At 69.0% G+C, this 22,506-nt stretch carries 21 protein-coding genes and 2 tRNA genes; 17 read left to right on the plus strand and 6 right to left on the minus strand.

Features of this window, described 5'->3' with window-relative positions; all coding sequences use genetic code 11:
* Positions 1-46: 46 nt before the first annotated feature.
* Positions 47-589 (plus strand): CDP-2,3-bis-(O-geranylgeranyl)-sn-glycerol synthase, encoded by a 543-nt coding sequence (locus tag ACFQE9_RS07270; protein ID WP_379742532.1) that lies wholly within the window; start codon positions 47-49, stop codon positions 587-589.
* Between the two features lie 124 nt (positions 590-713).
* Here ACFQE9_RS07270 and ACFQE9_RS07275 read toward each other — a convergent pair whose 3' ends face one another.
* Together ACFQE9_RS07275 and ACFQE9_RS07280 are read right to left on the minus strand one after the other, a co-directional pair.
* Positions 714-2,336, minus strand: a complete 1,623-nt coding sequence (locus ACFQE9_RS07275; protein ID WP_379742535.1) for a carboxypeptidase M32 — start codon at positions 2,334-2,336, stop codon at positions 714-716.
* Between the two features lie 103 nt (positions 2,337-2,439).
* Positions 2,440-3,636, minus strand: coding sequence for a M20 family metallopeptidase (locus ACFQE9_RS07280; RefSeq protein ID WP_379742538.1), 1,197 nt, complete (start codon positions 3,634-3,636; stop codon positions 2,440-2,442).
* A gap of 179 nt (positions 3,637-3,815) precedes the next feature.
* Between ACFQE9_RS07280 and ACFQE9_RS07285 the strand changes: the two genes are divergently transcribed.
* Positions 3,816-5,714, plus strand: coding sequence for a PINc/VapC family ATPase (locus tag ACFQE9_RS07285; protein WP_379742541.1), 1,899 nt, complete (start codon positions 3,816-3,818; stop codon positions 5,712-5,714).
* A gap of 107 nt (positions 5,715-5,821) precedes the next feature.
* Positions 5,822-6,970, plus strand: a complete 1,149-nt coding sequence (citZ, locus tag ACFQE9_RS07290; protein ID WP_379742544.1) for a citrate synthase — start codon at positions 5,822-5,824, stop codon at positions 6,968-6,970.
* A gap of 127 nt (positions 6,971-7,097) precedes the next feature.
* On the opposite strand, the gene ACFQE9_RS07295 is transcribed toward citZ, so the two are convergent.
* On the minus strand, positions 7,098-8,636 hold the full coding sequence (locus ACFQE9_RS07295; RefSeq protein ID WP_379742547.1) for a stage II sporulation protein M: 1,539 nt from the start codon (positions 8,634-8,636) through the stop codon (positions 7,098-7,100).
* Between the two features lie 380 nt (positions 8,637-9,016).
* Between ACFQE9_RS07295 and ilvA the strand changes: the two genes are divergently transcribed.
* The 7 genes from ilvA to rpiA all read left to right on the plus strand — a co-directional run bounded on the left by ilvA (position 9,017) and on the right by rpiA (position 14,402).
* Positions 9,017-10,228, plus strand: a complete 1,212-nt coding sequence (gene ilvA, locus ACFQE9_RS07300) for a threonine ammonia-lyase (RefSeq protein ID WP_379742550.1) — start codon at positions 9,017-9,019, stop codon at positions 10,226-10,228.
* Positions 10,229-10,299: 71 nt separating this feature from the next.
* Complete coding sequence (locus ACFQE9_RS07305; protein WP_379742553.1) at positions 10,300-10,680, plus strand: Rid family detoxifying hydrolase; 381 nt, start codon at positions 10,300-10,302, stop codon at positions 10,678-10,680.
* Positions 10,681-10,974, plus strand: a complete 294-nt coding sequence (locus ACFQE9_RS07310) for a hypothetical protein (protein ID WP_379742556.1) — start codon at positions 10,681-10,683, stop codon at positions 10,972-10,974. It abuts the gene before it with no gap.
* 27 nt (positions 10,975-11,001) lie between these two features.
* Positions 11,002-11,083 (plus strand) — tRNA-Ser (locus tag ACFQE9_RS07315).
* Positions 11,084-11,194: 111 nt separating this feature from the next.
* Positions 11,195-12,322, plus strand: a complete 1,128-nt coding sequence (locus ACFQE9_RS07320) for a methyltransferase domain-containing protein (protein ID WP_379742559.1) — start codon at positions 11,195-11,197, stop codon at positions 12,320-12,322.
* 139 nt (positions 12,323-12,461) lie between these two features.
* Complete coding sequence (locus tag ACFQE9_RS07325; RefSeq protein ID WP_379742562.1) at positions 12,462-13,586, plus strand: ORC1-type DNA replication protein; 1,125 nt, start codon at positions 12,462-12,464, stop codon at positions 13,584-13,586.
* An 87-nt stretch (positions 13,587-13,673) separates the two neighbouring features.
* Positions 13,674-14,402 carry a ribose-5-phosphate isomerase RpiA gene (gene rpiA / locus ACFQE9_RS07330; RefSeq protein WP_379742565.1) on the plus strand — a complete coding sequence of 243 codons (729 nt, stop codon included), beginning with the start codon at positions 13,674-13,676 and terminating at the stop codon, positions 14,400-14,402.
* A gap of 135 nt (positions 14,403-14,537) precedes the next feature.
* On the opposite strand, the gene ACFQE9_RS07335 is transcribed toward rpiA, so the two are convergent.
* Positions 14,538-14,705 carry a DUF1931 family protein gene (locus ACFQE9_RS07335; protein ID WP_379742568.1) on the minus strand — a complete coding sequence of 56 codons (168 nt, stop codon included), beginning with the start codon at positions 14,703-14,705 and terminating at the stop codon, positions 14,538-14,540.
* 183 nt (positions 14,706-14,888) lie between these two features.
* Between ACFQE9_RS07335 and larB the strand changes: the two genes are divergently transcribed.
* The 5 genes from larB to cgi121 all read left to right on the plus strand — a co-directional run bounded on the left by larB (position 14,889) and on the right by cgi121 (position 19,616).
* Positions 14,889-15,656, plus strand: a complete 768-nt coding sequence (gene larB, locus ACFQE9_RS07340; protein WP_379742576.1) for a nickel pincer cofactor biosynthesis protein LarB — start codon at positions 14,889-14,891, stop codon at positions 15,654-15,656.
* Positions 15,657-15,666: 10 nt separating this feature from the next.
* Positions 15,667-15,927: a GIY-YIG nuclease family protein gene (locus tag ACFQE9_RS07345; RefSeq protein ID WP_379742579.1), complete on the plus strand. Its 261-nt coding sequence runs from the start codon at positions 15,667-15,669 to the stop codon at positions 15,925-15,927.
* Positions 15,928-16,047: 120 nt separating this feature from the next.
* Positions 16,048-16,317 carry a DUF7967 family protein gene (locus ACFQE9_RS07350; protein WP_379742582.1) on the plus strand — a complete coding sequence of 90 codons (270 nt, stop codon included), beginning with the start codon at positions 16,048-16,050 and terminating at the stop codon, positions 16,315-16,317.
* 156 nt (positions 16,318-16,473) lie between these two features.
* Positions 16,474-18,966 (plus strand): ATP-dependent DNA helicase, encoded by a 2,493-nt coding sequence (locus tag ACFQE9_RS07355; protein ID WP_379742585.1) that lies wholly within the window; start codon positions 16,474-16,476, stop codon positions 18,964-18,966.
* Positions 18,963-19,616 carry a KEOPS complex subunit Cgi121 gene (cgi121, locus tag ACFQE9_RS07360; protein ID WP_379742588.1) on the plus strand — a complete coding sequence of 218 codons (654 nt, stop codon included), beginning with the start codon at positions 18,963-18,965 and terminating at the stop codon, positions 19,614-19,616. Before ACFQE9_RS07355 ends, cgi121 begins: the two co-directional genes overlap by 4 nt.
* Before the next feature lie 35 nt (positions 19,617-19,651).
* Here cgi121 and ACFQE9_RS07365 read toward each other — a convergent pair.
* Positions 19,652-19,724, minus strand: a tRNA-Gln gene (locus ACFQE9_RS07365).
* Positions 19,725-19,833: 109 nt separating this feature from the next.
* Between ACFQE9_RS07365 and ACFQE9_RS07370 the strand changes: the two genes are divergently transcribed.
* Both ACFQE9_RS07370 and ACFQE9_RS07375 read left to right on the plus strand, forming a co-directional pair.
* Positions 19,834-20,424: an IMP cyclohydrolase gene (locus ACFQE9_RS07370; protein WP_379742591.1), complete on the plus strand. Its 591-nt coding sequence runs from the start codon at positions 19,834-19,836 to the stop codon at positions 20,422-20,424.
* A 105-nt stretch (positions 20,425-20,529) separates the two neighbouring features.
* Positions 20,530-21,222, plus strand: a complete 693-nt coding sequence (locus tag ACFQE9_RS07375) for a metallophosphoesterase family protein (protein WP_379742594.1) — start codon at positions 20,530-20,532, stop codon at positions 21,220-21,222.
* Positions 21,223-21,264: 42 nt separating this feature from the next.
* On the opposite strand, the gene ACFQE9_RS07380 is transcribed toward ACFQE9_RS07375, so the two are convergent.
* Entirely contained in the window at positions 21,265-22,449 is a 1,185-nt protein-coding gene (locus tag ACFQE9_RS07380) for an aspartate kinase (RefSeq protein ID WP_379742597.1), read from the minus strand.
* Positions 22,450-22,506: the final 57 nt, after the last annotated feature.

The raw sequence follows: 22,506 nt of genomic DNA on the forward strand, positions 1-22,506 counted from the left end.
ACGACAACACCACAGGAGCTAACACGGCCACCCCCGTCGGGCCGGTATGGTCGGATCACTCGTCGCGACCGCCCTGTGGGCCATGCTGCCGGCGTACGTCCCGAACAACGTCGCGGTGTTGGCCGGCGGCGGACGGCCGATCGACGGCGGGCGAACGTGGAACGAAAAGCGGGTGCTCGGCGACGGCAAGACCTGGCGGGGGACCGCCGCGGGCACCGTCGCCGGCGTCCTGCTCGCGGTGGGGCTGAACGCGATCAACGGCCCCGCGTCGTCGGCGATCGGCGTCGAGCTGCCGACCTTCCCCTATCACGCCGCGTTCGCGCTCGCGTTCGGCGCGATGTGTGGCGACATCGCGGCGTCGTTCCTCAAACGGCGGTCGGGCCGCGAGCGCGGGGCGTCGTTTCCCGGGCTCGATCAGCTCGATTTCGTCGTCGTCGCGCTGCTTTTCGCGTGCCTCGTCGCGCCCGGCTGGTTCGGCGAGTGGTTCACGCTTCCCGCCATCGCGGTCGTGCTCGTGATCACGCCGGTATTGCACGTCGTCACGAACGTGATCGCGTTCGCGATCGGCGCGAAGAACGAGCCGTGGTGAACTCGAGGAACGAACTGTGGGGAACCTGAAGGGCGAGCCCTGGTGACGTCGATTCCGACGGGTCGATCCCTCGCTCCTACGGCGTGGCGATCCCTCTCCTCTACGGCGTGGCGATCCCTCTCCCCTACGGCGAGACGTCGTACAGCTCGCCGTACTTCGACTCGACGTAGTCCGTAAACGCCGCCGCCGAGAGCGGCTCGCCGGTCGCACGGCGCACGAGTTCGTCGGTCTCGTAGCGTGCGCCGTGTCGGTGGACGTTCTCGTGGAGCCACTCGTGGAGGGCCTCGAAGTCGCCGGCGGCGACGCGCGCGTCGAGATCCGGACCCTCACCGGCGTCGATCTCGGCCTCGGCCGCCGCGTACAGCTGGGCGGCCATCACGGATCCGAGCGAGTAGGTCGGGAAGTAGCCGAAGTTGCCGTGGCTCCAGTGGACGTCCTGGAGACAGCCCTCGGCGTCGTTTTCGGGGCGGATGCCGAGGTACTCCTCGTAGCCCTCGTTCCACCGTTCGGGGACGTCCGCGACGTCGAGGTCGCCCCGAACGAGGTCGCGTTCGATCTCGAAGCGGACGAGGACGTGCAGGTGGTAGGTGAGCTCGTCGGCCTCGACGCGGATGCGGTTGTCCGGGTGGACCTGGTTGACCGCCTCGTAGGCGTCCTCGACGGTCGCGTCCGACGCGTCCGGGAAGTGCTCGCGGAACGTCGGCAGGAACCGCTCCCAGAAGGCGCGACTGCGGCCGACGTGATTCTCGAAGAGCCGCGACTGGGACTCGTGGACCGAGAGGTCCCGGGAGTCCCCGAGCGGCGTCCCGAAGTGCTCCCGTGGAAGCCCGTGGGTGTACCGCGCGTGACCGAACTCGTGGATCGTCGATCCGACCGCGGAGAGCGGGTCCGACTCGTCGAACCGGGTCGTGATCCGGCAGTCGAACTGGTTGCCCGCGGTGAAGGGATGTGCGGAGACGTCGAGGCGGCCTCGTTCGAAGTCGTATCCGAGGAGATCGAGCGCCTCCCGCGCGAGGTCCTCCTGGCGTTCCTCCGGAAAGGTCCCCTCGAAGGTGTCGACCGCGAGGTCGACGTCCGACTCCCGAATGGCGTCGATCAGCGGGACGAGCGTCCCGCGAAGCTCCTCGAGGATCGCCTCCGCCCGCTCGATCGGGAGACACGGCTCGTACGCCTCGAAGAGCACGGCGTAGGGATCCCGGTCGGGATCGACGTGTTCGGCGTACTCGCGTTTGAGCTCGACGAGACGCTCGAGGTGGGGCGCGAAGGCGTCGAAGTCGTCGTCGGCCCGCGCGCGTTCCCAGACGGAGAGCGCCTCCGAGGAGGCTTCCGAGATCTCCTCGACGAGATCGCGCGGCACCGCGTCAGCGCGCTCGTACGGTCGCCGGATCTCGCGGACGACCGCGGCCTGCTCCGCGGAGAGGGTCTCGCCGCGATCGTCGCTCCGGTCGGCGGCGTGGTCACCGCTCCGCTCGTCGATCTCCTCAAGGAGGTCACCCGTCTCCTCGGCGGTGAGGAGGTCGTGCTCGAGCGAGGAGAGCGCGGAGAGCTGTTTCGACCGGGCGGGCGTGCCGCCCTCGGGCATCATCACCTGTTGGTCCCACGAGAGCACGCCGGAGGCGCTCGAGACGGCGTTCCACCGGCGACAGCGGTCGAGCAGCGCGTCGTAGGCGTCCTCGAGGCTCCGATCGGAGCCGGGATCGTCGGGGCGTTCGTCCGAGTCGGCCGGGGTGGCCGGGTCCGTGTCCATGCGCGACGTACCACGCCGAGGCTAAAGAACGCCGTGGCTCCGGCGACGGCTCCGGGAAGCGCGGCCCTGGAGAGAGCGGCCCCGAGGAGTGCGCACCCGGGGATCACGGGGGTTCTCCGCCGTGCCCGTCACGCACGTGCGCCGCGAACTCGCGCTCGGCGAGCGTGCGGTAGAGCCGTCGACACCGTTCGAGGACCGGGATCGAGACGCTCTCATCGTCCGTGTGTGCCTCCCCGGGCTCGGCGGGACCACAGACCACGCAGGCGGTCCCCGCGGCCGCCAGCCAGCCCGCGTCGGTCGCGTGTGGTTTGGTGACGCGTTCGGGCGTGCCGACGTCGGAGGAACCGGTCGAACCGCCGGCGGAGGAGGTCGCTTCCCGCTCGTGGGCCGCTCGGGCGGCGGCGACCGCGGCATCGGCGAAGGGCTCGCTCGAGCACGCCATCGGCGGGAGGTCCCCGTCGACCGTCCACTCGACGCCGTCCATCGCCTCGACGCGCTCGAGACGGGCGCGCTCGTCCGGGACGGTCCGCTCGTCGACGGTGACGGTACAGCGGTCCGGAACCACGTTCATCGCCGTTCCGCCCTCGATCTCGGTGACCGCGAGCGAGCCGGAGAGGGGCGTTCCGAGAACCGTGGTCTCGGGGACGGAGAGGTCGCGAACGACGTCCACGGCGTCGCAGGCGCGGTAGACGGCGTTCACTCCGGCGCCGGACTCGGAGGCGTGTGCGGACTCGCCGGAGGCGACGATCGTCGATCCCCGGCGACCCCGGTGGGCCACCGCGACGTCCGTGACGGTGGCCGACGGTCGATCGTCGGGCGCCGAGTAGCCGGTCGACCCCTCGGCGACGACGGCGAACTCCGGAGCGAACCCGCGGTCGATCGCGGCCCTGGCGCCGATGCCGCCCTGCTCCTCGCCGACGAAGGAGGCGAACACGAACTCGAGATCGGGCGGGAGGTCGGCGTCCCGAAACGCCAGCAGACAGGCGGCGACCGCACCCTTCATGTCCGCGGTCCCCCGCCCGTGGAGCCGGCCGTCGCGCTCCTCGAGGACGTACCCGCCGTCGTCGGTGAGCTGTCGGTCCGCCGGAGGGACGACGTCGTGATGGCCGACGAGGGCAAGGGCTGTCGACCCACTAGGGTTCCGTCGAGCGATCACGTTGCCGTCGGGGTCGCGCTCGACCGCGGCATCCGTCTCGGAGCGGAGCCACGACTCGATCGCGTCGCCCGCGGCGGTCTCGTCCTCGTGGCTCGGGATCGTGACGAGCCGCCGCGTGAGATCACGGAGTTCGCGCTCGCTCATGGTGACGTCTGGCGTCGTCCTCCGGTAAAAACGCGAGGGTCGATGTGGGCGTTGGGCGCGAGGGATCGAGCGGGCGTCGCCGGGAGGGTGGAAGCGGGCGCCCGTCCCCGAGCATGTCGGTCGATCGGGGACGATCCGCGGTCGAACACGCTTATACGCGTCCCGACCCCAGGTCGCGTATGAACGTTGTACCGGACACCAGTTCGGTCATCGACGGCCGCGTGTCCGAGCGCGTCGAGGACGGGTCCTACGAGGGGGCGACGGTCCTCGTGCCGGAGGCGGTCGTCGGCGAGCTGGAGGCGCAGGCCAACGACGGCCACGACGCCGGCTGGGACGGCCTCTCCGAGCTCCAGCGGCTCGCCGAGTTCGCCGACGCGGGGACGATCGAGTTGACCTACGTCGGCCGGCGGCCGGAGCCGGCCGAGAAGGGGGCCGCGAGCGAGGGCGACATCGACGCGATCATCCGCGACGTCGCCGAGGATCACGACGCCACCCTCCTGACGAGCGACGTCGTGCAGTCGGAGGTGGCCCGCGCGAAGGGGATCGCCGTCGAGTACGTCGAGCCGGTGACCCGCGGCGTGGTCGAGGAGCTGCCGATAGCCGACTACTTCACGGAGGAGACGATGTCGGTCCACCTGAAGGCGGGGACGAAGCCGAAGGCCAAACGCGGCACCCTCGGCGAGATGCGCTATGAGGTGATCGAAGAGGAGGTAACGAGCGACGAGCGGATGAACGAGTGGGCGACCGCCATCGTCAACCTCGCGCGGGGATCGAACGAGGGCTTCGTCGAACTCTCCGACGAGGGGATGGACATCGTCCAGTACCGCAACTACCGGATCGCCGTCGCGCGGCCGCCGTTCGCGGACGGGATCGAGATCACGGCGGTCCGGCCCATCGCGAAGACGACCCTCGACGACTACGAGTCGGCGGACGAACTCCGCGAGCGCTTCCTGGAGTCGAAGCGCGGCGTCCTGATCTCGGGGTCACCCGGGGCCGGCAAGTCGACGTTCGCGCAGGCGGTCGCGGAGTTCCTCAACGACAACGACTACGCGGTCAAGACGATGGAGAAGCCGCGGGACCTGCAGGTCGGCCCGGAGATCACCCAGTACGGCGCTCTCGGCGGGGACATGGCGAACACCGCCGACTCGCTGCTTCTCGTCCGGCCGGACTACACGATCTACGACGAGGTCAGAAAGACCGCGGACTTCGAGGTGTTCTCGGACATGCGGATGGCCGGCGTCGGCATGGTCGGCGTGGTCCACGCCTCGCGGGCGATCGATGCGCTCCAGCGGCTCGTCGGCCGCGTCGAGCTCGGGATGATCCCACAGATCGTCGACACCGTGGTCTACATCGAGGCCGGCGAGGTCCACACGGTCTACGACGTCGACACGGAGGTGAAGGTCCCCGAGGGACTCACCGCCGAGGACCTCGCGCGACCGGTCATCCGGGTCCGCGACTTCGAGACGGGCCGTGCCGACTACGAGATCTACACGTTCAACCGCCAGGTCGTGACGGTCCCGATCGGCGACGACGACGGCGAGCGCGAAAGCGGCGTCTCGCGGATCGCGAAAAAGGAGATCGAACGCGAGATCCGCTCCGTCGCGCGCGGACACGTCGACGTGGAGCTGCAGGGACGCGAGACGGCGATCGTCTACGTCGAGGAGGACGACATCTCCTACGTCATCGGCAAGGGCGGCGGACGGATCTCGGACATCGAGGACCGCCTCGGGATCGACATCGACGTCCGGACCCACTCCGAGCGGCCCGACCGCTCGGGCGGATCGGACGGTGGCGCCAACGGGAGCGGAACCACGAGCACGGCGGGGTCCGTCCCCACGAACGGCGGCGATCGCGGGACGGTCGTCGAGCCCGAGATCACCTCCAGACACGTCGTCATCCCGGTCGAAGAACAGGTCGGCGAGACCGTCGAGGTGCGGGCGGGCGACGACTACCTCTTCACCGCGACCGTCGGACGGGGCGGCGAGGTGCAGGTGTCCCGCGGGTCGGCGATCGCCGAGGAGCTCGAGGACGCGATCGACCGCAAGCGACCGATCTCGGTGGTTCCGGCCAGGGGATGAGCGGTCGGAACGAATCCGAATGACGTCGTAGATGAGTTCGACGATCGTCGTTACGAAACCCTCCCAAACGACAACGCTTTTTTTCGGGTGGATGGAAGGCTTCCCATATGTCAAACGAGCTGAAGCGGGGTTTGGAGGGCGTTCTCGTCGCCGAATCCGATCTGAGCTACATCGACGGGAGCGTCGGAAAGCTCGTCTACCGCGGATACGCGATCGAGGACCTGGCACGGGAGGCGAGCTACGAGGAGGTGCTGTACCTGCTGTGGCACGGCGAGTTGCCGACCCGCGAGGAGCTCACGGAGTTCGAGGCGCGGCTGGCGGAGGAGCGTCACGTCGACGACGACGTACTCGAGACCATAGCGGTCCTCGCCGAGGCCGACGAGGAGCCGATGGCCGCGCTCCGAACCGCGGTGTCGATGCTTTCGGCCTATGAACCGGAGCCCGACGCCGACCCCGAGGACCTCGACGCGACCCTTCGACAGGGTCGTCGGATCACGGCGAAGATCCCGACGATCCTCGCCGCCTTCGATCGGGTCCGTCAGGGCGAAGAGCCGATCGAACCCGACGAGTCGCTGAGTTACGCGGGGAACTTCCTGTACATGCTGACCGGCGTCGAGCCGGACGCGGTCGCGGAGGAGACCTTCGACATGGCGTTGACGCTGCACGCCGACCACGGGCTCAACGCCTCGACGTTCACGGCGATGGTGATCGGTTCGACGATGGCCGACATCTACTCCGCGGTGACCGGCGGGATCGGCGCGCTGTCGGGATCGCTTCACGGCGGCGCCAACGAGGACGTCATGCGGACGCTTCGCGAGGTCGACGCCTCGAGCAAGGACCCGCTGCAGTGGGCCAAGGACGCCCGCGAGGAGGGGCGGCGCATCCCGGGATTCGGCCACCGGGTCTACGAGGTGAAGGATCCGCGCGCCGTCATCCTCGAGGAGAAGCTGCGCGACCTCTCGGCCTCGAACGGCGACGACACGTGGCTCGAGTACACGACCACGATCGAGTCGTACCTCGAGGACGAGGGGCTCACGGAGAAGGGGATCGCGCCGAACGTCGACTTCTACTCGGGGTCCGTCTACGACCACCTCGGGATCCCGATGGACATGTTCACGCCCATCTTCGCGATGGCGCGCGCCGGCGGCTGGATCGCCCACGTGCTCGAGTATCAGGAGGACAACCGCCTGATCCGGCCCCGAGCGCGCTACACGGGCCCCCAGGACGCGGAGTTCGTCCCGATCGACGAGCGGTGAGAACGCCCCTCCGAGACGCGCGGGGAGGGGCATCCCTCGAGGGGTGCCGATCGCGTACCGTCGAGGGGATCATCTATCGGACGTTAGACGACCGCCGATCGGACGTTAGACGACCGCCGATCGAACGTTAAAGGAACGGCCGGAAGTAGTACGGGCTCAAGAACCCCTCGATCAGCCCCGCGAGGAACAGGAGGATCCCGACGCCGACGAGAACTCGGATCGCGTAGACGAGATCCTCCGCGAGCGACTCCCGTGATGCGCGCCCGCGCCAGGTGCGCCAGCCCGAGCGGGCGAGGTGGAGCCCGAGCGCGCCGGAGACGATCAGGGCAGGGATCTCGAGGACGCCGTGCGGGAGGACGAACGCGAGGAGCGCCGGGAGCTCCACCTCCAGCCGGAAGATGATGCCGAAGGCGAACCCGTTGAACCAGATCGCGACGATCGAGGGGACTCCGAGGGCGACGCCGGCCAGAGCCGTCCCGAGCGCGACCGTCAGGTTGTTCGCGAAGAACTCGAGGGCCGCGACCGGCGGCACGTGGCCCGAGAGCCGATCGAGAATGGATGCGGTCACGACGCCCGCGAGCGGTTCGGCGGCGTTCCAGCCGGTCGCGAACCCCGCGACGCCGACGAGGAGCACGAGGGCGTGGAGTCCGGGAGCCGCCCGGACGAATCCGAGCACCTCCGAGAGTCCGTTTCGAACTCCCCCGCGGACCGCGACGAGGGGCGGATCGGACCGGGTCGAGCTATCGACGGGTGAGTTCGGATCGGGGAAGCCGACGACGCCACGCCACCGGCCGAGGAGACCGGTCTTGATCAGGTCGAGTCCGGGCGCGAGCACGAGCAGGCTGGCGAGCCCGACGACGCTCGGGGCGCCGACGAACGAGGCGACCCCGGCGGCCGACGCCAGGAGGAACAGAGACGCGACGGCGAGGGCGTAGTAGCCGAGCGCCTCCGCGGGGTTCGCCCCAATGAACGCCATTGCGCCGGCCACGCCGTCCAGTGGACCGACGTCGTCGACGACGACGGAGACGGGCGCGAACGCGAGAACCGCCCGGGTCGCGAGCAGGAGGACGGTCCAGACGAGAAACGCGACCAGACCGACGAGCACGGCGAGGATCGGGTGGACGACGGCCGCGACGGCGATCGCGACCCCGGCAACGAGCGTCACCGCGATCCAGACGGCGAACTCCAGAAGGGAGAGAACGAGGATCGAGAGCCAGTGGGATCGGACGCCACCGATCCCCGCGAGGGTCGCGCGTTCGTCACGTAATCGGGCGAGACAGACCGCGTACTGCCCCGCGGCGACGCCGGCGTGTAGGAGGACGGTTACGGCAAGCGCGAGGACGATCGTGACGGCGAGGAGCACGGCCACGACGGGATCGAAGAGCGGCTCGAGAACGGCACCGACCTCGCTCGCCCACCGTCCGAAGGCTTCGGGCTCCGTCTCCGGGTCGGGCATCGCGGGGAGATCGCGATCGGCGAGCGCGGATCGAACCCGCTCGGTCCGGCCGGTGAAGGAGAGGTACGCGTAGATCGCGGCGAATCCGACGAACGAGACGGTCCTCGCGATGACGGGGATCGCGGCCGCGAGGACGTAGAACGGGAGGAGGTCGGCGGGTCGGCGTCGGGCGGCGAGGACCGCGTCCCGGAGGGCGGCTGACAGGTCCATGCCGATTGATCGAGCGATGATCACATAAAGCACGGCGGCGGGCCATCCGACGGAGGAAGACGACGGGATCCGGCCGGGAGATCGATCGGACATCCGTCAGACGGCGACGGATCGGTCGACGCAGTCATGCGGTTACACTTTCACTCCGCCAGCCGCAGCTTTTTATGACCGGACGTGCTGGATTCAGGTGCACGTCACACGCGTGCATTCCCCCTTTCCCCATTTCCTCGAGACGTCGAGCCGCGCTGCCCGCCGCGCGTACCGGGTCGCGTCGTCCCCGAGACGCGGCGACCGCGAAGGAGAACCCGACGAACGCCCTGGAGACGGAGCGACGCGAGCGGAACCGAAACGATTAGCCGCCGGAGCGGCGAGGAACGCGTATGGTGTCGCTTTCGGACGTCGAGGCCGCCCGGGGACGGATCGAGTCGGTCGTCCGGCGGACGCCGCTCGAGCGGTCCCGGACGTTCTCGGAGATGACGGGCGCCGACGTCCACCTCAAACTGGAGAACTTCCAGCGCACGGGCGCGTTCAAGATCCGCGGCGCGATGAACCGGATCGCGACGCTCACCCCCGAGGAGCGGGAGGCAGGCGTGGTGACAGCGAGCGCCGGCAACCACGCGCAGGGCGTGGCGCTGGCGGCGACCCGCGCGGGCGTCGACTCGACCATCGTGATGCCGAAGCACGCGCCGGTCTCGAAGGTGAAGGCCACCCGCGGGTACGGCGGTCGAGTCGTCCTGGAGGGGATCGACTACGAGGAGGCGCAGGCGCACGCCCACGAGATCGAACGGAACGAGGGGCGGACCTACGTCCACGCGTTCGACGACGAGGCGGTGATGGCCGGGCAGGGGACGATCGGCTTGGAGATCGTCGAGGACCGCCCGGACGTGGAGACGGTCGTGGTTCCGATCGGCGGCGGCGGACTCATCGCGGGGATCGCCACGGCGATCAAAACGCAGTTGGAGGACGTCCGCGTCGTCGGCGTGCAGGCGGAGGGAGCGGACTCGGCGGCCCGATCGCTGGAGCTCGGTCGCGTCGAGACGATAGACAGCGTCGACACGATCGCGGACGGGATCGCGACCCGATCGATCGGCGAGCGGACCTTCGAGGTGATCGAAGAGCGCGTCGACGAGGTCGTGACGGTCTCCGATCGGGAGATCGCCCACGCGCTCACGCTGCTCCTCGAACGGTCGAAGACGCTCGTCGAGGGGGCGGGCGCGGTGCCGCTCGCGGCGGTGCTCTCGGAGGCCTTCGAGTACGGGGACGACGAGACGATCGTGGCGGCGCTTTGTGGCGGCAACATCGACATGAACCGGCTGACGACCGTGATCATGCGCGGGCTCATCGAGATGGGCCGGTACCTGAAGGTGAAGATGGCGCTCAAGGACCGCCCGGGCGAGCTCGAGTCCATCGCACACATCGTGGCCGACCACGGCGCGAACGTCTACGCGGTTCACCACGACCGGACCTCGCGGGACGTCGCCGTCAACGCCGCGGAGCTGGAAGTCGAGATGGAAACGCACGACGACGCACACGCGGCGGAGATCGTTGCGAGCCTCGAGGACCACGGCTACGAGGTCGAGATCCTCGCGTGAGCGGGGACAGAGCGGGACGGGTCGGAACCGGCGATCGAGTCTTTAAGTGATCGCGCGGCGCAGGCGTCCACATGAAGGAGATCATCGAGACGGACGCGGCGCCGGCGGCGGTCGGCGCCTACAGCCAGGCGACGGCGACCGGGGACCTCGTGTTCACCGCCGGTCAGATCCCCTTGACGCCCGAGGGGGATCTGCTGTCGGGTGCGGACATCGACGTCCAGACGCAGCAGGCGCTGGACAACCTCGTCGCGGTGCTCGCCGAGGCCGGCGCGGAGCCGAGCGACGTCTGTAAGGTGACCGTTTTCCTCGCCGACATCGACGACTTCGAGGCGATGAACCGGACGTACGCGGACTACTTCGAGGAGGATCCGCCGGCGCGGTCGGCCGTCCAGGCGGGCGCGCTGCCGAAGGGCGTCGGCGTGGAGATCGAGGCGATCGCGGTCCGCGAGTAGATGTCGGCGGACGAGGAGACGTCCGAGGAGTCGACGACGGAACGGCCGGACTCCCCGAACGATCGCCCCGGCGTCCCGGCGACGCCGCGAACCCGTGCCAGATCGGCGCTGCTCTGGGGCGCGGTCGGAACGCTCGCGTTCCTCGTGGGGCTGCAGGGATACCTGCTCGTCGGGGCGGGTGAGCTTCCGGTGGGGTACCCGATCGCGGTCGCGATCGGCGTCGGCGTCGGCGTGATCGTCGTCGCGATCGCCTACCTGAGTGAACATCGCCTGCGGGCGAAGAGAAGGGTTTAACAGTCGCACCGAAGTAGGATCGGCTAAGCCGGGATGGCCGAGTGGCAAGGCGCACGCCTGGAAAGCGTGTTCCCTCACGGGATCGAGGGTTCAAATCCCTCTCCCGGCGCTTCTTCGACGATCGTTCCGTCGGCTATCCATCCACGATCCGCTTTTTCGGCGATCGATCGCCGCGAGAGCCGTCCGTTAGGCTCATTTGGGCCGCGGGCGGAACTCGGGCGTGTACTGGCTCGAACTGGCCGGGGAGACGGACGCCTTCGCGACCTACGAGGCCGCGAGCGTCGCCGCCGGCGTCGAGGTGATGGCCCCCGGGATCGCCCGCGCGGAGGCGGTCGGAACCGGCATCCCGAGGCTCGCGTACACCCACGCCGCCCTCGAGTCGATCGGTCGGTGCGATCCGACCGTCGACGACGCGGTCCGGCTCCTCCGGGTCGCGTGTGCCGATCGGCCGATCGAGCAGGACGTCGAGGAACGCTCCAAAGCGGGTGACGAAGAGCCGCTCCGAACCGGATCGGTGGCGGTCCGGGCGCGCGACGTGCGCGCCACGACTGGCGTCTCGACCGGCCGCGCCGAACGCGAGCTCGGGCAGGTGCTCGTCGACCGCGGCTTCCGGGTCGACCTCGAGGACCCCGACCACGTCCTGCGGGCGCTCTTTGCAGCCGGCAAGCGGCCGGACCACGAGGCCGTGGCGGGTGCCGATGGGGAGCGCGTCGAGGCGTGCGTGCTCGGGTGGGTCCACGCCGAGGCCGACCGCGAGTTCGCGCCGGAGCCGACCGACCGCCCGTTCTTCCAGCCGGGAAGCATGGATCCGATCGACGCCCGTGCGTACGTGAACGTGGCCGGCGCACGGCCGGGTGCGACGGTCCTCGACCCGATGTGTGGAACCGGCGGGCTGCCGATCGAGGCGGGACTCGTCGGGGCTCGCGTGCTCGCCGCGGACGCCCAGCCGAAGATGGTCCGGGGCACCCGGCGAAACCTGCGGACGTACCTCTCGGGGAGCTGGGACGTGCTCCGGGGGGACGCGACGGTACTGCCGGTCGTCGACGACGGAATCGACTGCGTCGTCTTCGATGCACCATACGGCCGCCAGTCGAAGATCGAGCGCCACGAACTCGCGGATCTGGTCGCGGGCGCGCTCTCCGAGGCGGCGCGGGCGAGCGACCGAGCGGTGATGGTCGCCGACCGCGACTGGCGGTCGGCCGCGGTGGAGGCGGGCTGGGCGATAGACGCGCTGTTCGAGCGGCGAGTCCACCGATCGCTGACTCGGTACGTGCACGTCCTGTCCCTCGAGGAACCGGAACCGATACCGGAACGGGAACCGGGAACGGAACCGGAACGGGAACCGTGAACGGAAACGTCGTTTCGAGCGAGCCGATAGTGAAACCGAAAGCACGCGTTTCGAAGGCCTCGGACGATATCACGGATCGTTACACTTTCGCCGAGGTTCCGGGGAACGGTTAAGTGACCGGGGGGACGTGGTGTACACGATGAGCGGGGATCCCGACGGGATGCTCTCGTGGGACGAGTCGGTCTTTCGTGACGAGCACGTCTTCGAGATCGACTACGTTCCCGAGACGTTCAAACACCGCGAGAGCCAGATCGAGGGGCTCAAGTACGCGCTTCGCCCCGCGGTTCGTGGATCCCGGCCGCTGAACACGATGGTCCGCGGGCCGCCGGGGACCGGAAAGACGACCGCGATCCAGAAGCTCTTCGGCGAGCTCGCCGGCGGGAGCGACGTCCGGACCGTCCGGGTCAACTGTCAGGTCGACTCGACGCGGTACGCCGTCTTCTCGAGGCTCTTCGAGCGCATCTTCGAGTACGAGCCGCCCTCCTCGGGGATCTCCTTCAAGAAGCTGTTCGGACAGATCACGGACCGGCTGATCGAGGAGGACGAGGTCCTCGTGGTCGCCCTCGACGACGTGAACTACCTGTTCTACGAGAACGAGGCCTCCGACACCCTCTATTCGATGCTGCGGGCCCACGAGACCCACTCGGGGGCGCGCATCGGCGTGATCGTCGTCTCCTCGGACCTCTCGCTCGAGGTGATCGACGAGCTGGACTCGCGCGTGCAGTCGGTGTTTCGTCCCGAGGAGGTCTACTTTCCGGTCTACGACGTCCCCGAGATCGTCGACATCCTCGGGGAGCGGGTCGAACGCGGGTTTCAAGACGGGGTCATCGACCGCCCCGAGCTCGAACGCGTCTCCGAGCTGACCGCCGAAAGCGGCGACCTGCGGGTCGGGATCGACCTGCTCCGGCGGGCCGGGCTCAACGCCGAGATGCGGGGATCGAAGACGATCGCCACGGAGGACGTCGAGGCGGCCTACGAGAAGTCGAAGTTCGTCCACCTCTCGCGGTCGCTTCGAGGCCTTTCCACCTCCGAGCGGGCGCTCGTCGAGGTGCTCGTCGAACACGACGGAGAGCGCGCCGGCGACGTCTACGAGGCGTTCCACGAGGAGACCGACCTGGGGTACACCCGCTATTCGGAGATCATCAACAAGCTCGACCAGCTCGGTCTCATCGAGGCCGAGTACGCCGACGTCGAAGGGCGCGGCCGGTCGCGCACGCTCACGCTCGCGTACGACGCCGAGGCCGTGGTCGATCGGCTGGAGTGAGACGCCCGGGTTCGAGACCGACGAGCCGACGTCCCCGCACGGGACCGAACGGCGACGCTTTTTGTCGACGCCGCCGCACGGGAGGGTATGAAGACGACCGGCGGCACGGACGACCAGAAGCGACGGGCCGGCGAATCGGCCGCCGAGGCGGTGACCGACGGCGCGGTGGTCGGCCTCGGAACGGGATCGACGGCGGCGTTCGCGATCCGCGCGATCGGCCGCATGGTCGATTCCGGCCTCGACGTCCGGGGCGTCCCCACGTCCTTCGCGTCCCGCGAACTCGCGCGAGAGCAGTCGATCCCGCTCGTCGACCTCGAGGAGGTCGTCGGAGGAGACGAGCCCGGAATCGACCTGGCGATAGACGGCGCCGATCAGGTCGTGATCGACGAGGGGGGAGCGGAGGAGGACGTCGGAGCCATGATCAAGGGCGGCGGCGCGGCCCACGCGCGAGAGAAGGTCGTCGACGCGGCCGCGGATCGGCTGCTCGTCGTGGCCGATCCCTCGAAGGAGGCGACGACGCTCGACAGCGCGGTCCCCGTGGAGGTGCTTCCCGACGCTCGCGCGACGGTCGCACGGGAGATCCGGGCCGCGGGCGGGGAACCGACGCTGCGGCGGGCCCAGCGAAAGGACGGCCCGGTCGTCACCGACAACGGGAACCTCGTGTTGGACTGTTCGTTCGGAGCGATCGACGACCCCGCCTCGCTCGCGCGAACGATCGCGACCGTTCCGGGCGTGCTCGAACACGGGCTGTTCGTCGGACTCGCCGACGAGGTCCACGTCGGAACCGACGACGGCGTTCGCGTGATCGAGTCCTGAGGACCACCTCACGCGGAAAATCCGGGAGCCCTCACGCGAGAAGCCGAGCGACCTCACACGGGAGCCTCGCCGGCGCCGGATCGCGGACACCGGGGCTGGCGAGGGGTGAAAAAACGGGAGGAAAGCGGGACCGATCTACAGGTCGCGCGGCTGGACCGTCTTCCGGTCGTTCGCTTCCGCGCGGGCGGCGGCGTCCTCGAGCAGCTCCGCGACTTCCTCGTCGAGCGCCTCGTAGAAGTCCGAGGCGACGTTCTTGTCCTCCAGCGCTTCCTTGACCGCTGCCTTGACAATGAGGTCTGCCATGCAGACGGGACTATCCCTCGATACTTAATAAGAGTTCCTGAATTCGCCCGATACGGGGCCCGTAAGTGGGGTTAACGGCAAAATCACCCGATACGTTCACACGTTAAACGGTATCGAGTGTCACGGTGTCGAAGGCCGCTACGGACCGACAGCTACGAACCGATCGGGCTCACAGGACCGGGTATGCGCGACGTACTCGAAGCCCTCGCGGACGGCGAGATCGGCATCTCGGAGGCCGAATCACGGCTGTCGGGGTACGCGACGACCGACGCCGGACGGTTCGACGCCGCCCGCGAGACCAGACGGGGCATCCCCGAGGCGATCCTCGCGGACGGAAAGACGCCCGAGGAGACGGCACGGCTGGCGCGGACCGCGGTCGAGACGACGGGACGGGCGCTCGTGACCAGGGCGGATTCAGCGGTCGCCGAGGCCGCGATCGAGGCGGTGTACGCGGAGTTTCCCGACGCCGAGGTGGATCACGACGAACGGACGCGAACCGTCGTCGTCCACACGCCGGAGTTCGAACCGCCGGATCTGGACGCGCGGGTCGCGATCGTCACCGGCGGGACGAGCGACGCGCCGATCGCGGGCGAGGCCGCCGTGATCGCCCGCGAGGTCGGCGCCGACGTCGATCTGATCGAGGACGTCGGAGTCGCGAGCCTCGTCCGGATCCTCGATCAGATCGACCGCGTCCGCGAGGCCGACGTGGCGATCGTCGCGGCCGGCCGCGAGGGAGCGCTTCCGACGGTGGTCGCGGGGCTCGTCGACGTCCCGGTGATCGCCCTCCCGGTCGCGTCGGGATACGGCGTCGCCGGCGACGGGGAGGCGGCGCTCTACGGCGGGCTCCAGTCGTGTACCGTGGTGACGACGGTGAACGTCGACGCCGGGTTCGTCGCCGGCGCGCAGGCGGGGCTGATCGCCAGACGGATCGCGGCCGCCAGAGCGGAGTGAGGACCGAGGCGTGCACCACGTGTACGTCATCGAGTGTGCGGACGGCACCTACTACACGGGCTATACGACCGACGTCGAGCGCCGCGTCGCGGAACACGACGCCGGCGACGGGGCGCGGTACACGCGCGGTCGGACGCCCGTCGAGTTGCGCCACGTCGAGCAGTTCGAGACGCGCTCGGCGGCGATGTCGCGCGAGCACGCGATCAAGCAGCTATCGAGGGACGAAAAGGAGCGGCTGATCGAGGGATCGACCGGTGTGGACACCGAGTGACGAGCGTCGTCGACGAGTGAGGAGTGGCGCCAGCGACGAGTGACACCCGCGATGCGTTGCCACCGGCGAGGATCGAACGGCAACGAGGCGTTTAACCGCGCGCTCTCCCGATCCCCGAACATGACGACGCTGTGGCTCGTCGACCGGGAGTTCGACTCGAAGGGGCTCGTCCGGCTCACCTACGCGACGACAGACGGCGAGCGCGTTCACACGAAGGAGATCGCCGAACAGCGGCTCTACATGGGCGACGGGGTGACCGCCGCGATCGAGACCGGCGAGGACGGTGCAAACGAGGACCTCTCGACGGTGGACGCCGAGGCGGATCGCGATCGGTTCCGCACGGAGGCCCGGCGGATGGCGGCGGACCACGATCCGGACGATCGGGTGTGAATGCCGACGGGTCACGTTCCGGACGGTCAGGCGAGGGTTCGGGGCGGACGGTCAGGCGAGGGGTCGGCGAGCGGAGGAGAGGGAGGGAAAGGGTGGGGAAGTAGTCCGACCCCCACTCCGATCGTTTAAACCGGAACGGGCGCCAAGGGGGGCGTGATGGAACCGAGTTCGCTCTCCGGGCTCCCCGATGGAGTCGCGGAGGCCCTGGAGGCCGAGGGGGTCTCACAGCTCTATCCGCCGCAGGCCGAAGCGGTCGAGGCCGGGCTGCTGGAGGGTGAAAACCTCCTCGCGGCGGTTCCGACCGCCTCCGGCAAGACGCTCATCGCGGAGCTGGCGATGCTCTCGGCGGTCGAACGCGGCGGCAAGGCGCTGTACATCGTCCCGCTTCGGGCGCTGGCGTCAGAAAAGCGCGAGGCGTTCGAGCGCTTTTCGGAGTTCGGCGTGACCGTCGGCGTCTCGACGGGCAACTACGAGTCGGACGGCGAGTGGCTCGCCACCCGCGACGTGATCGTGGCGACGAGCGAGAAGGTCGACTCGCTGATCCGTAACGGAGCCCCGTGGATCGACGAGCTCTCGTGTGTGGTGAGCGACGAGGTCCACCTGGTCGACGACCGCTCGCGGGGGCCGACCCTCGAGGTGACGCTCGCGAAGCTCCGGCGGATGAACGAGGGGCTCCAGACGGTCGCGCTCTCGGCGACGGTCGGCAACGCCGCGGAGATCGCGGGCTGGCTCGACGCGACGCTCGTCGAGTCCGACTGGAGGCCGATCGACCTCCGGATGGGCGTTCACTGCGACGGCGCGATCGACTTCGTCGACGGAGACAGACGCGAGGTGCCCGTCGGCGACGACCCCGGCGCGGACCAGACCGCGGCGCTCGTCGCCGACGCGCTCGACACCGTCGAGGACGGCCGAGGGGGATCCTCGCTCGTCTTCGTCAACTCCCGGCGCAACGCCGAGTCGGCGGCACGGGACCTGGCTCGGGTCACCGGGGATCGCCTCACCGAGGAGGAACGCGAGGAACTCGAGTCGCTCGCCGCGGAGATCCGCGACGCCTCAGAGACCGAGACCGCCTCCGACCTCGCCGACGCCGTCGAACGGGGTGCGGCGTTTCACCACGCGGGGCTCGCGAGCGAGAACCGCTCGGCCGTCGAGGCGGCGTTTCGCGATCGGCTCGTCAAGTGCGTCTGTGCGACGCCGACACTCGCCGCCGGAGTGAACACCCCGGCGAGACGGGTGATCGTCCGCGACTGGCGACGCTACGACGGCGAGGTTGGCGGGATGAAGCCGCTCGACGTCCTCGAGATCCACCAGATGTGTGGGCGGGCGGGTCGTCCCGGTCTGGATCCCTACGGCGAGGCCGTGTTGCTGGCCGACGGACGCGAGGAATCCGAGGAGCTGTTCGATCGGTATCTCTGGGCCGATCCCGAGCCGGTCCGCTCGAAGCTCGCGGCCGAGCCGGCGTTGCGGACGCACGTGCTCGCGACCGTCGCGACGGGGTTCGCATCGACGCGCGACGGGCTCTTCGAGTTCCTCCGGAACACGCTGTACGCCGCCCAGGCCGACGACGACCGACACCTCGAGCGCGTCGCCGACTCCGTCATCGAGTACCTGAGCGTTAACGACTTCCTCGAACGCGAGCGGGGACACGACGGCGAGCGGCTGGCGGCGACGTCCATCGGCCACGCGGTCTCCCGACAGTACCTCGATCCGATGAGCGCCGCCGAGATGATCGACGGGCTTCGCGCGGCCGGCGGACGGGACGGGACCGGAAGCCGGAGCGACGAACGATACGCGCCGAGGAGGAGATCGGCCGCGGAGGAGGGCGACGGCGCGACGACCGGGAACGGGGACGACGGGGAGTCGGTCGAGTTCGTGACCTACGATCGCGTCGAGGACGAGCCACAAAACGGGGCGGAGCCGGACGAGACGTCGGAGCCGGAGGGAACGAGCGAACCGGAGCCCGTCGATCTCTCGCCGCTCGGGCTGTATCACCTCGTGAGCCGTACGCCGGACATGTACGAGCTCTACCTCAAGTCCGGGGACAAAAAGCGGTACACGCAGACGTGTTACGAACGCGAGGACGAGCTGCTCGGAGCCACGCCGTCCGAACACGAGGACGTCCGCTTCGAGGACTGGCTCGCCTCGTTGAAGACCGCACGGCTCCTCGAGGACTGGGCGAACGAGGTGGACGAGGACCGGATCGCGGAGCGCTACGGGGTCGGTCCCGGCGACATCCGCGGCAAGGTCGACACCGCCGAGTGGCTGTTGCGGGCCGCGGAGACGCTGGCCAACGAGATCGAGATCGACGGCGCGAGCGAGATCCGGGAGGCGAGAAAGCGCATCGAGTACGGCGTCCGCGAGGAGCTGCTCGAGTTGGCCGGGATCCGGGAGGTCGGCCGCAAACGCGCCAGACGACTCTACGAGGCCGGAATCGAGTCGCGTTCGGACCTCCGCGAGGTCGACAAGTCGGTCGTTCTCGGGGCCCTTCGCGGGCGCGAGCGGACGGCCGAGACGATCCTGGAGAACGCCGGTCGCGAGGACCCGTCGATGGAGGACGTTCGGGCCGACGCGTCCGCCTCGGCGGCGGCGACGGCCGGGTCCGCCGGCGACGAGGGCGAGGGGCAGTCGAACCTGGGTGATTTCCGGTGACCGGTTCGAACGAGAAGGGATCGACCGAAGAGGGATCGACCGAGGGAGAAGCGTGCGACGCCTGCCCTAACCCCCGGTTTCTCGTCGGGACGACGTCGATCGACGATCTCGACGCCTTCTTGGGACGAGTTCGGTCGATCCGCCGGGAGACCGGCGCGGTCGTCCAGGTGGTCGACGCGCGCTATGTGGTCTCTACGACCCAGCTCGAACGCGCGGTCGCGCGCGCCGAGCGGGCCTTCGAACGCGGCGAGGAGGTGGCCAGGGATCACGCGGTCGAGACGCTGTTGTACGCCGCCGGAAGACGCCAGATCGACGACGCGCTCGAGATGGGCGTGGACGAGGGGGAGACGCCCGCGATCGGGATCGCCTACGCGTCGTCCGAGGAACGAAACGAAGGTTCGAGCGCCGCAGATGGCGTCGACGTCGAGGTGGCCCTCGATCGCCTCGCGGATCTGTTCGCGGACGGCGCCGCCCTCGATCCGGACGATTCGGCCGCTCCGACCGGGTCGAGGGAGCGAGTCGCCGAACGGACGGACGAGGATCGGGTCCGGGCGTTCTACGACGTAAGCGACCGTGAACTGGCAGCCACCGACGGCACGCTCGCCGACGTGATCGAGGAGCGCGTGGCGCTACTGGACGTCGAGAAGTGAGCGAAAGAAGTGGGCGGAGAGAGTGACGAGAGAAGTAGTCCATCCTGGATTCGAACCAGGGTCGTTGCCCCCAGAAGGCAACAGGATTGGCCACTACCCCAATGGACTCGATCGGCACCCGTTCGTACCCCGTCGAGCGTTATGAGTGTTCCGAAGCGGACCGAAGCGTCCTCGCCGAACCGACATACCCATACCCGAGAGCGCAAAAACGGGAGGTATGTACGTCGGACGCTTCGTCGTCGTCGCGCCGGGCATCGGCGCCTACCGCGTCTCATCGCGATCGTTCCCGAACCGAGAGGTCGTCGACCGAGACGGCATGCTCACGGTGGCTCCAACGGAGGACGCCGAGCCAACGGACAACCCGTACGTCTCCTACAACTGCGTACGCGCGGTCGAGACGCCGACCGGCCATCGCCGCGCGGTGGTCGGAAACGGATCGCACGTCGATCCGATAGCCGAGAAGCTGGAGGCCGGCTATCCCGAACGCGACGCGCTTGCGACGCCGCTTCTCGCACTCGATTACGAGAAGGACGACTACGACACCCCCCGGATCGCGGGCGTGGTGGCCCCCGAAAGCGCCGTGATCGGGACGGTCCGACGCGACGCGCTGTGCGTCGAGGCGGTCTCGGAGCCGACGATGGTCGCGACCTACGAGATCGACTCGCCGGAGCCGCGAGATCTCGAGGCAACGAACGCGCCCGACGCCGCACGGGAGGTCCTCGAAGCGGAGTTCGAACACCCGGTCTGTGCGGCGGCGGCGACGGTGAGCGAGGACGCGGTCGCGGTCGCGTTCGAAAACGGGGAGTGAGGCGGTCTCCCGGGCACGGGGACTGGGGAAGACGAAATCGAGGATTCCCGCCGAAGAGCTACGTCACCGAAGGGCTAACCCGACCGGACGGACTACGTCCCGTTCATGCGTCTCGCAGTGATCTCGGACGTACACGCCAACCGGATCGCGCTCGACGCCGTCCTCGAGGACATGCCGCCGGTCGACCGGACGGTCTGTGCCGGCGACGTGGTCGGCTACAACCCCTGGCCGAGCGAGTGCGTGGATCGGGTCCGAGAACTCCACGCGGAAACGATCGCGGGCAACCACGACCGTGCGGTCGCCGGGGACACGACGTTCGGGTTCAACAGCCTCGCCGGTGCGGGGGTGCGCTACGCGAAACGACACCTCTCGGACGCACAGATCGAGTGGCTTCGCGACCTCCCGACGAAGCGACGGACCGCGAACGGACGGGTCCACCTCGTGCACGGACACCCGCGGGATCCCGACCGCTACACGCGCCCTGGTGAGTTCTCACCCCGGTTGCTCGACCAGGTCGAAGGCGAGGGAGACGAAAGCGACGGCGCCCCCGACGTGTTGGTCCTCGGCCACACGCACGTGCAGTCCCACGAGGTCTACGAGGAGGGGATCGTCCTCAATCCCGGCAGCGTCGGGCAACCCCGGGACGGCGACCCGCGGGCGGCCTATGCGATCGTCGACCTCGACGCGATGACGGTCGAACAGCGACGCGTCGACTACGACGTCGAGACGGTCGTGGACGCCGTTCGAGAGACGGATCTGCCCGAGCGGATCGGAACGCGGTTGCGCGAGGGACGGTAAGGTAGGTCGGTCGGGGGATCGAGGCTGGGCTGCGATCGAAGCCTACTGGTCGAACTCCTCTTGGACGATGTTGAGCGCCTCCTCGCGGTCGTCCCAGGCGACGAAGAGGGCGACCGAAGTCGCACTCGTGATCAGATCGACGATGTTGATCCCGGCCGCGGCGAGCGGCGAGACGATCTCCTTGATGATTCCCGGTCGGTTCGGTAGCTCGCCGCCGGTGAGCCGGATGACGGCGATCGGGTCGTGAACCGTCACCGACGAGAGGGTGTCGTCGTCGACGACGCGGTCGTGCAACAGGGTCTCCGCGGTCTCCGCCAGATCGCGGTTGACGTAGAAGGTGACGGAGTCCATTCCCGAGGCGACGGCGTCGATGTTGATGTCCTCGGTCCGAAGGGCGTCGGAGAGTTCCGCCAGGATCCCCGGCCGGTTTCGGATCGCCCGTCCCGCGACGGTGAGACACGCGAGCGGCTGGTCCTGCATGTCGATCAGGTTCTCGAACTGTCCTTCGATCCGCGTACCCCCCTCGAGGAGATCGCCGTGTTGGTAGTGGACGACCCGCACGTTCATCTCCTCGCTCTTGTAGGACAGCGCGCTCGGTGCGACGACCTCCGCGCCGCGGAACGAGAGGTTCCGAAGCTCGTCGACCGTGATCCGACCGACGTTCCTTGCCCCCTCGACGACGCGCGGGTCGCCGGTCATGACGCCCTCGACGTCGGTGACGATGACGACCTCGTCGGCGTCCATGTAGTTGCCGAGCATCACCGCGGTCGTATCCGAGCCGCCACGGCCGAGGGTAGTGACGTTCCCGAGGTGGTCCTGGGCCAGGAAACCGGTGATGACCGGGACGACGTCGTCCAGTTCGGCCGCGAGCTTTTCGGCACGCTGTCGGGTCGCCTCCACGTCCAGCTCGCCGACCTCGTTCGTGATGACCGGCCAGTCCTCGTGGCCCGGCTCGAGGAAAACGGCCTCGACGCCGCGAGCGGCGAGGGCGGCCTTCAGCATGCGGACGCTCGTGCGCTCGCCCATCGAGACGATCTCGGCACGGTCGGCCTCGTCGGCCTCGAAGGTGATCTCGTCGAGGAGTTCGTCGGTCGTCGATCCCATCGCGCTCGCGACGACGGCGATCTCGTGGCCGTCCTCGACGGCCTTCGTGATCGAGTCGGCGGCCCGGTCGATCCGGTCGCCGCTGCCGAGGCTCGTACCGCCGAACTTCGCCACTACTCGCATACTGCGCCCCCGTTGTACGTCGTGTGACGGTCAGTCATGTCCGGCCGTAGCGGAGGG

Origin of the sequence: Halopenitus salinus (genome assembly GCF_042662125.1) — an archaeon.
Taxonomy (GTDB): Archaea; Halobacteriota; Halobacteria; order Halobacteriales; family Haloferacaceae; genus Halopenitus; species Halopenitus salinus.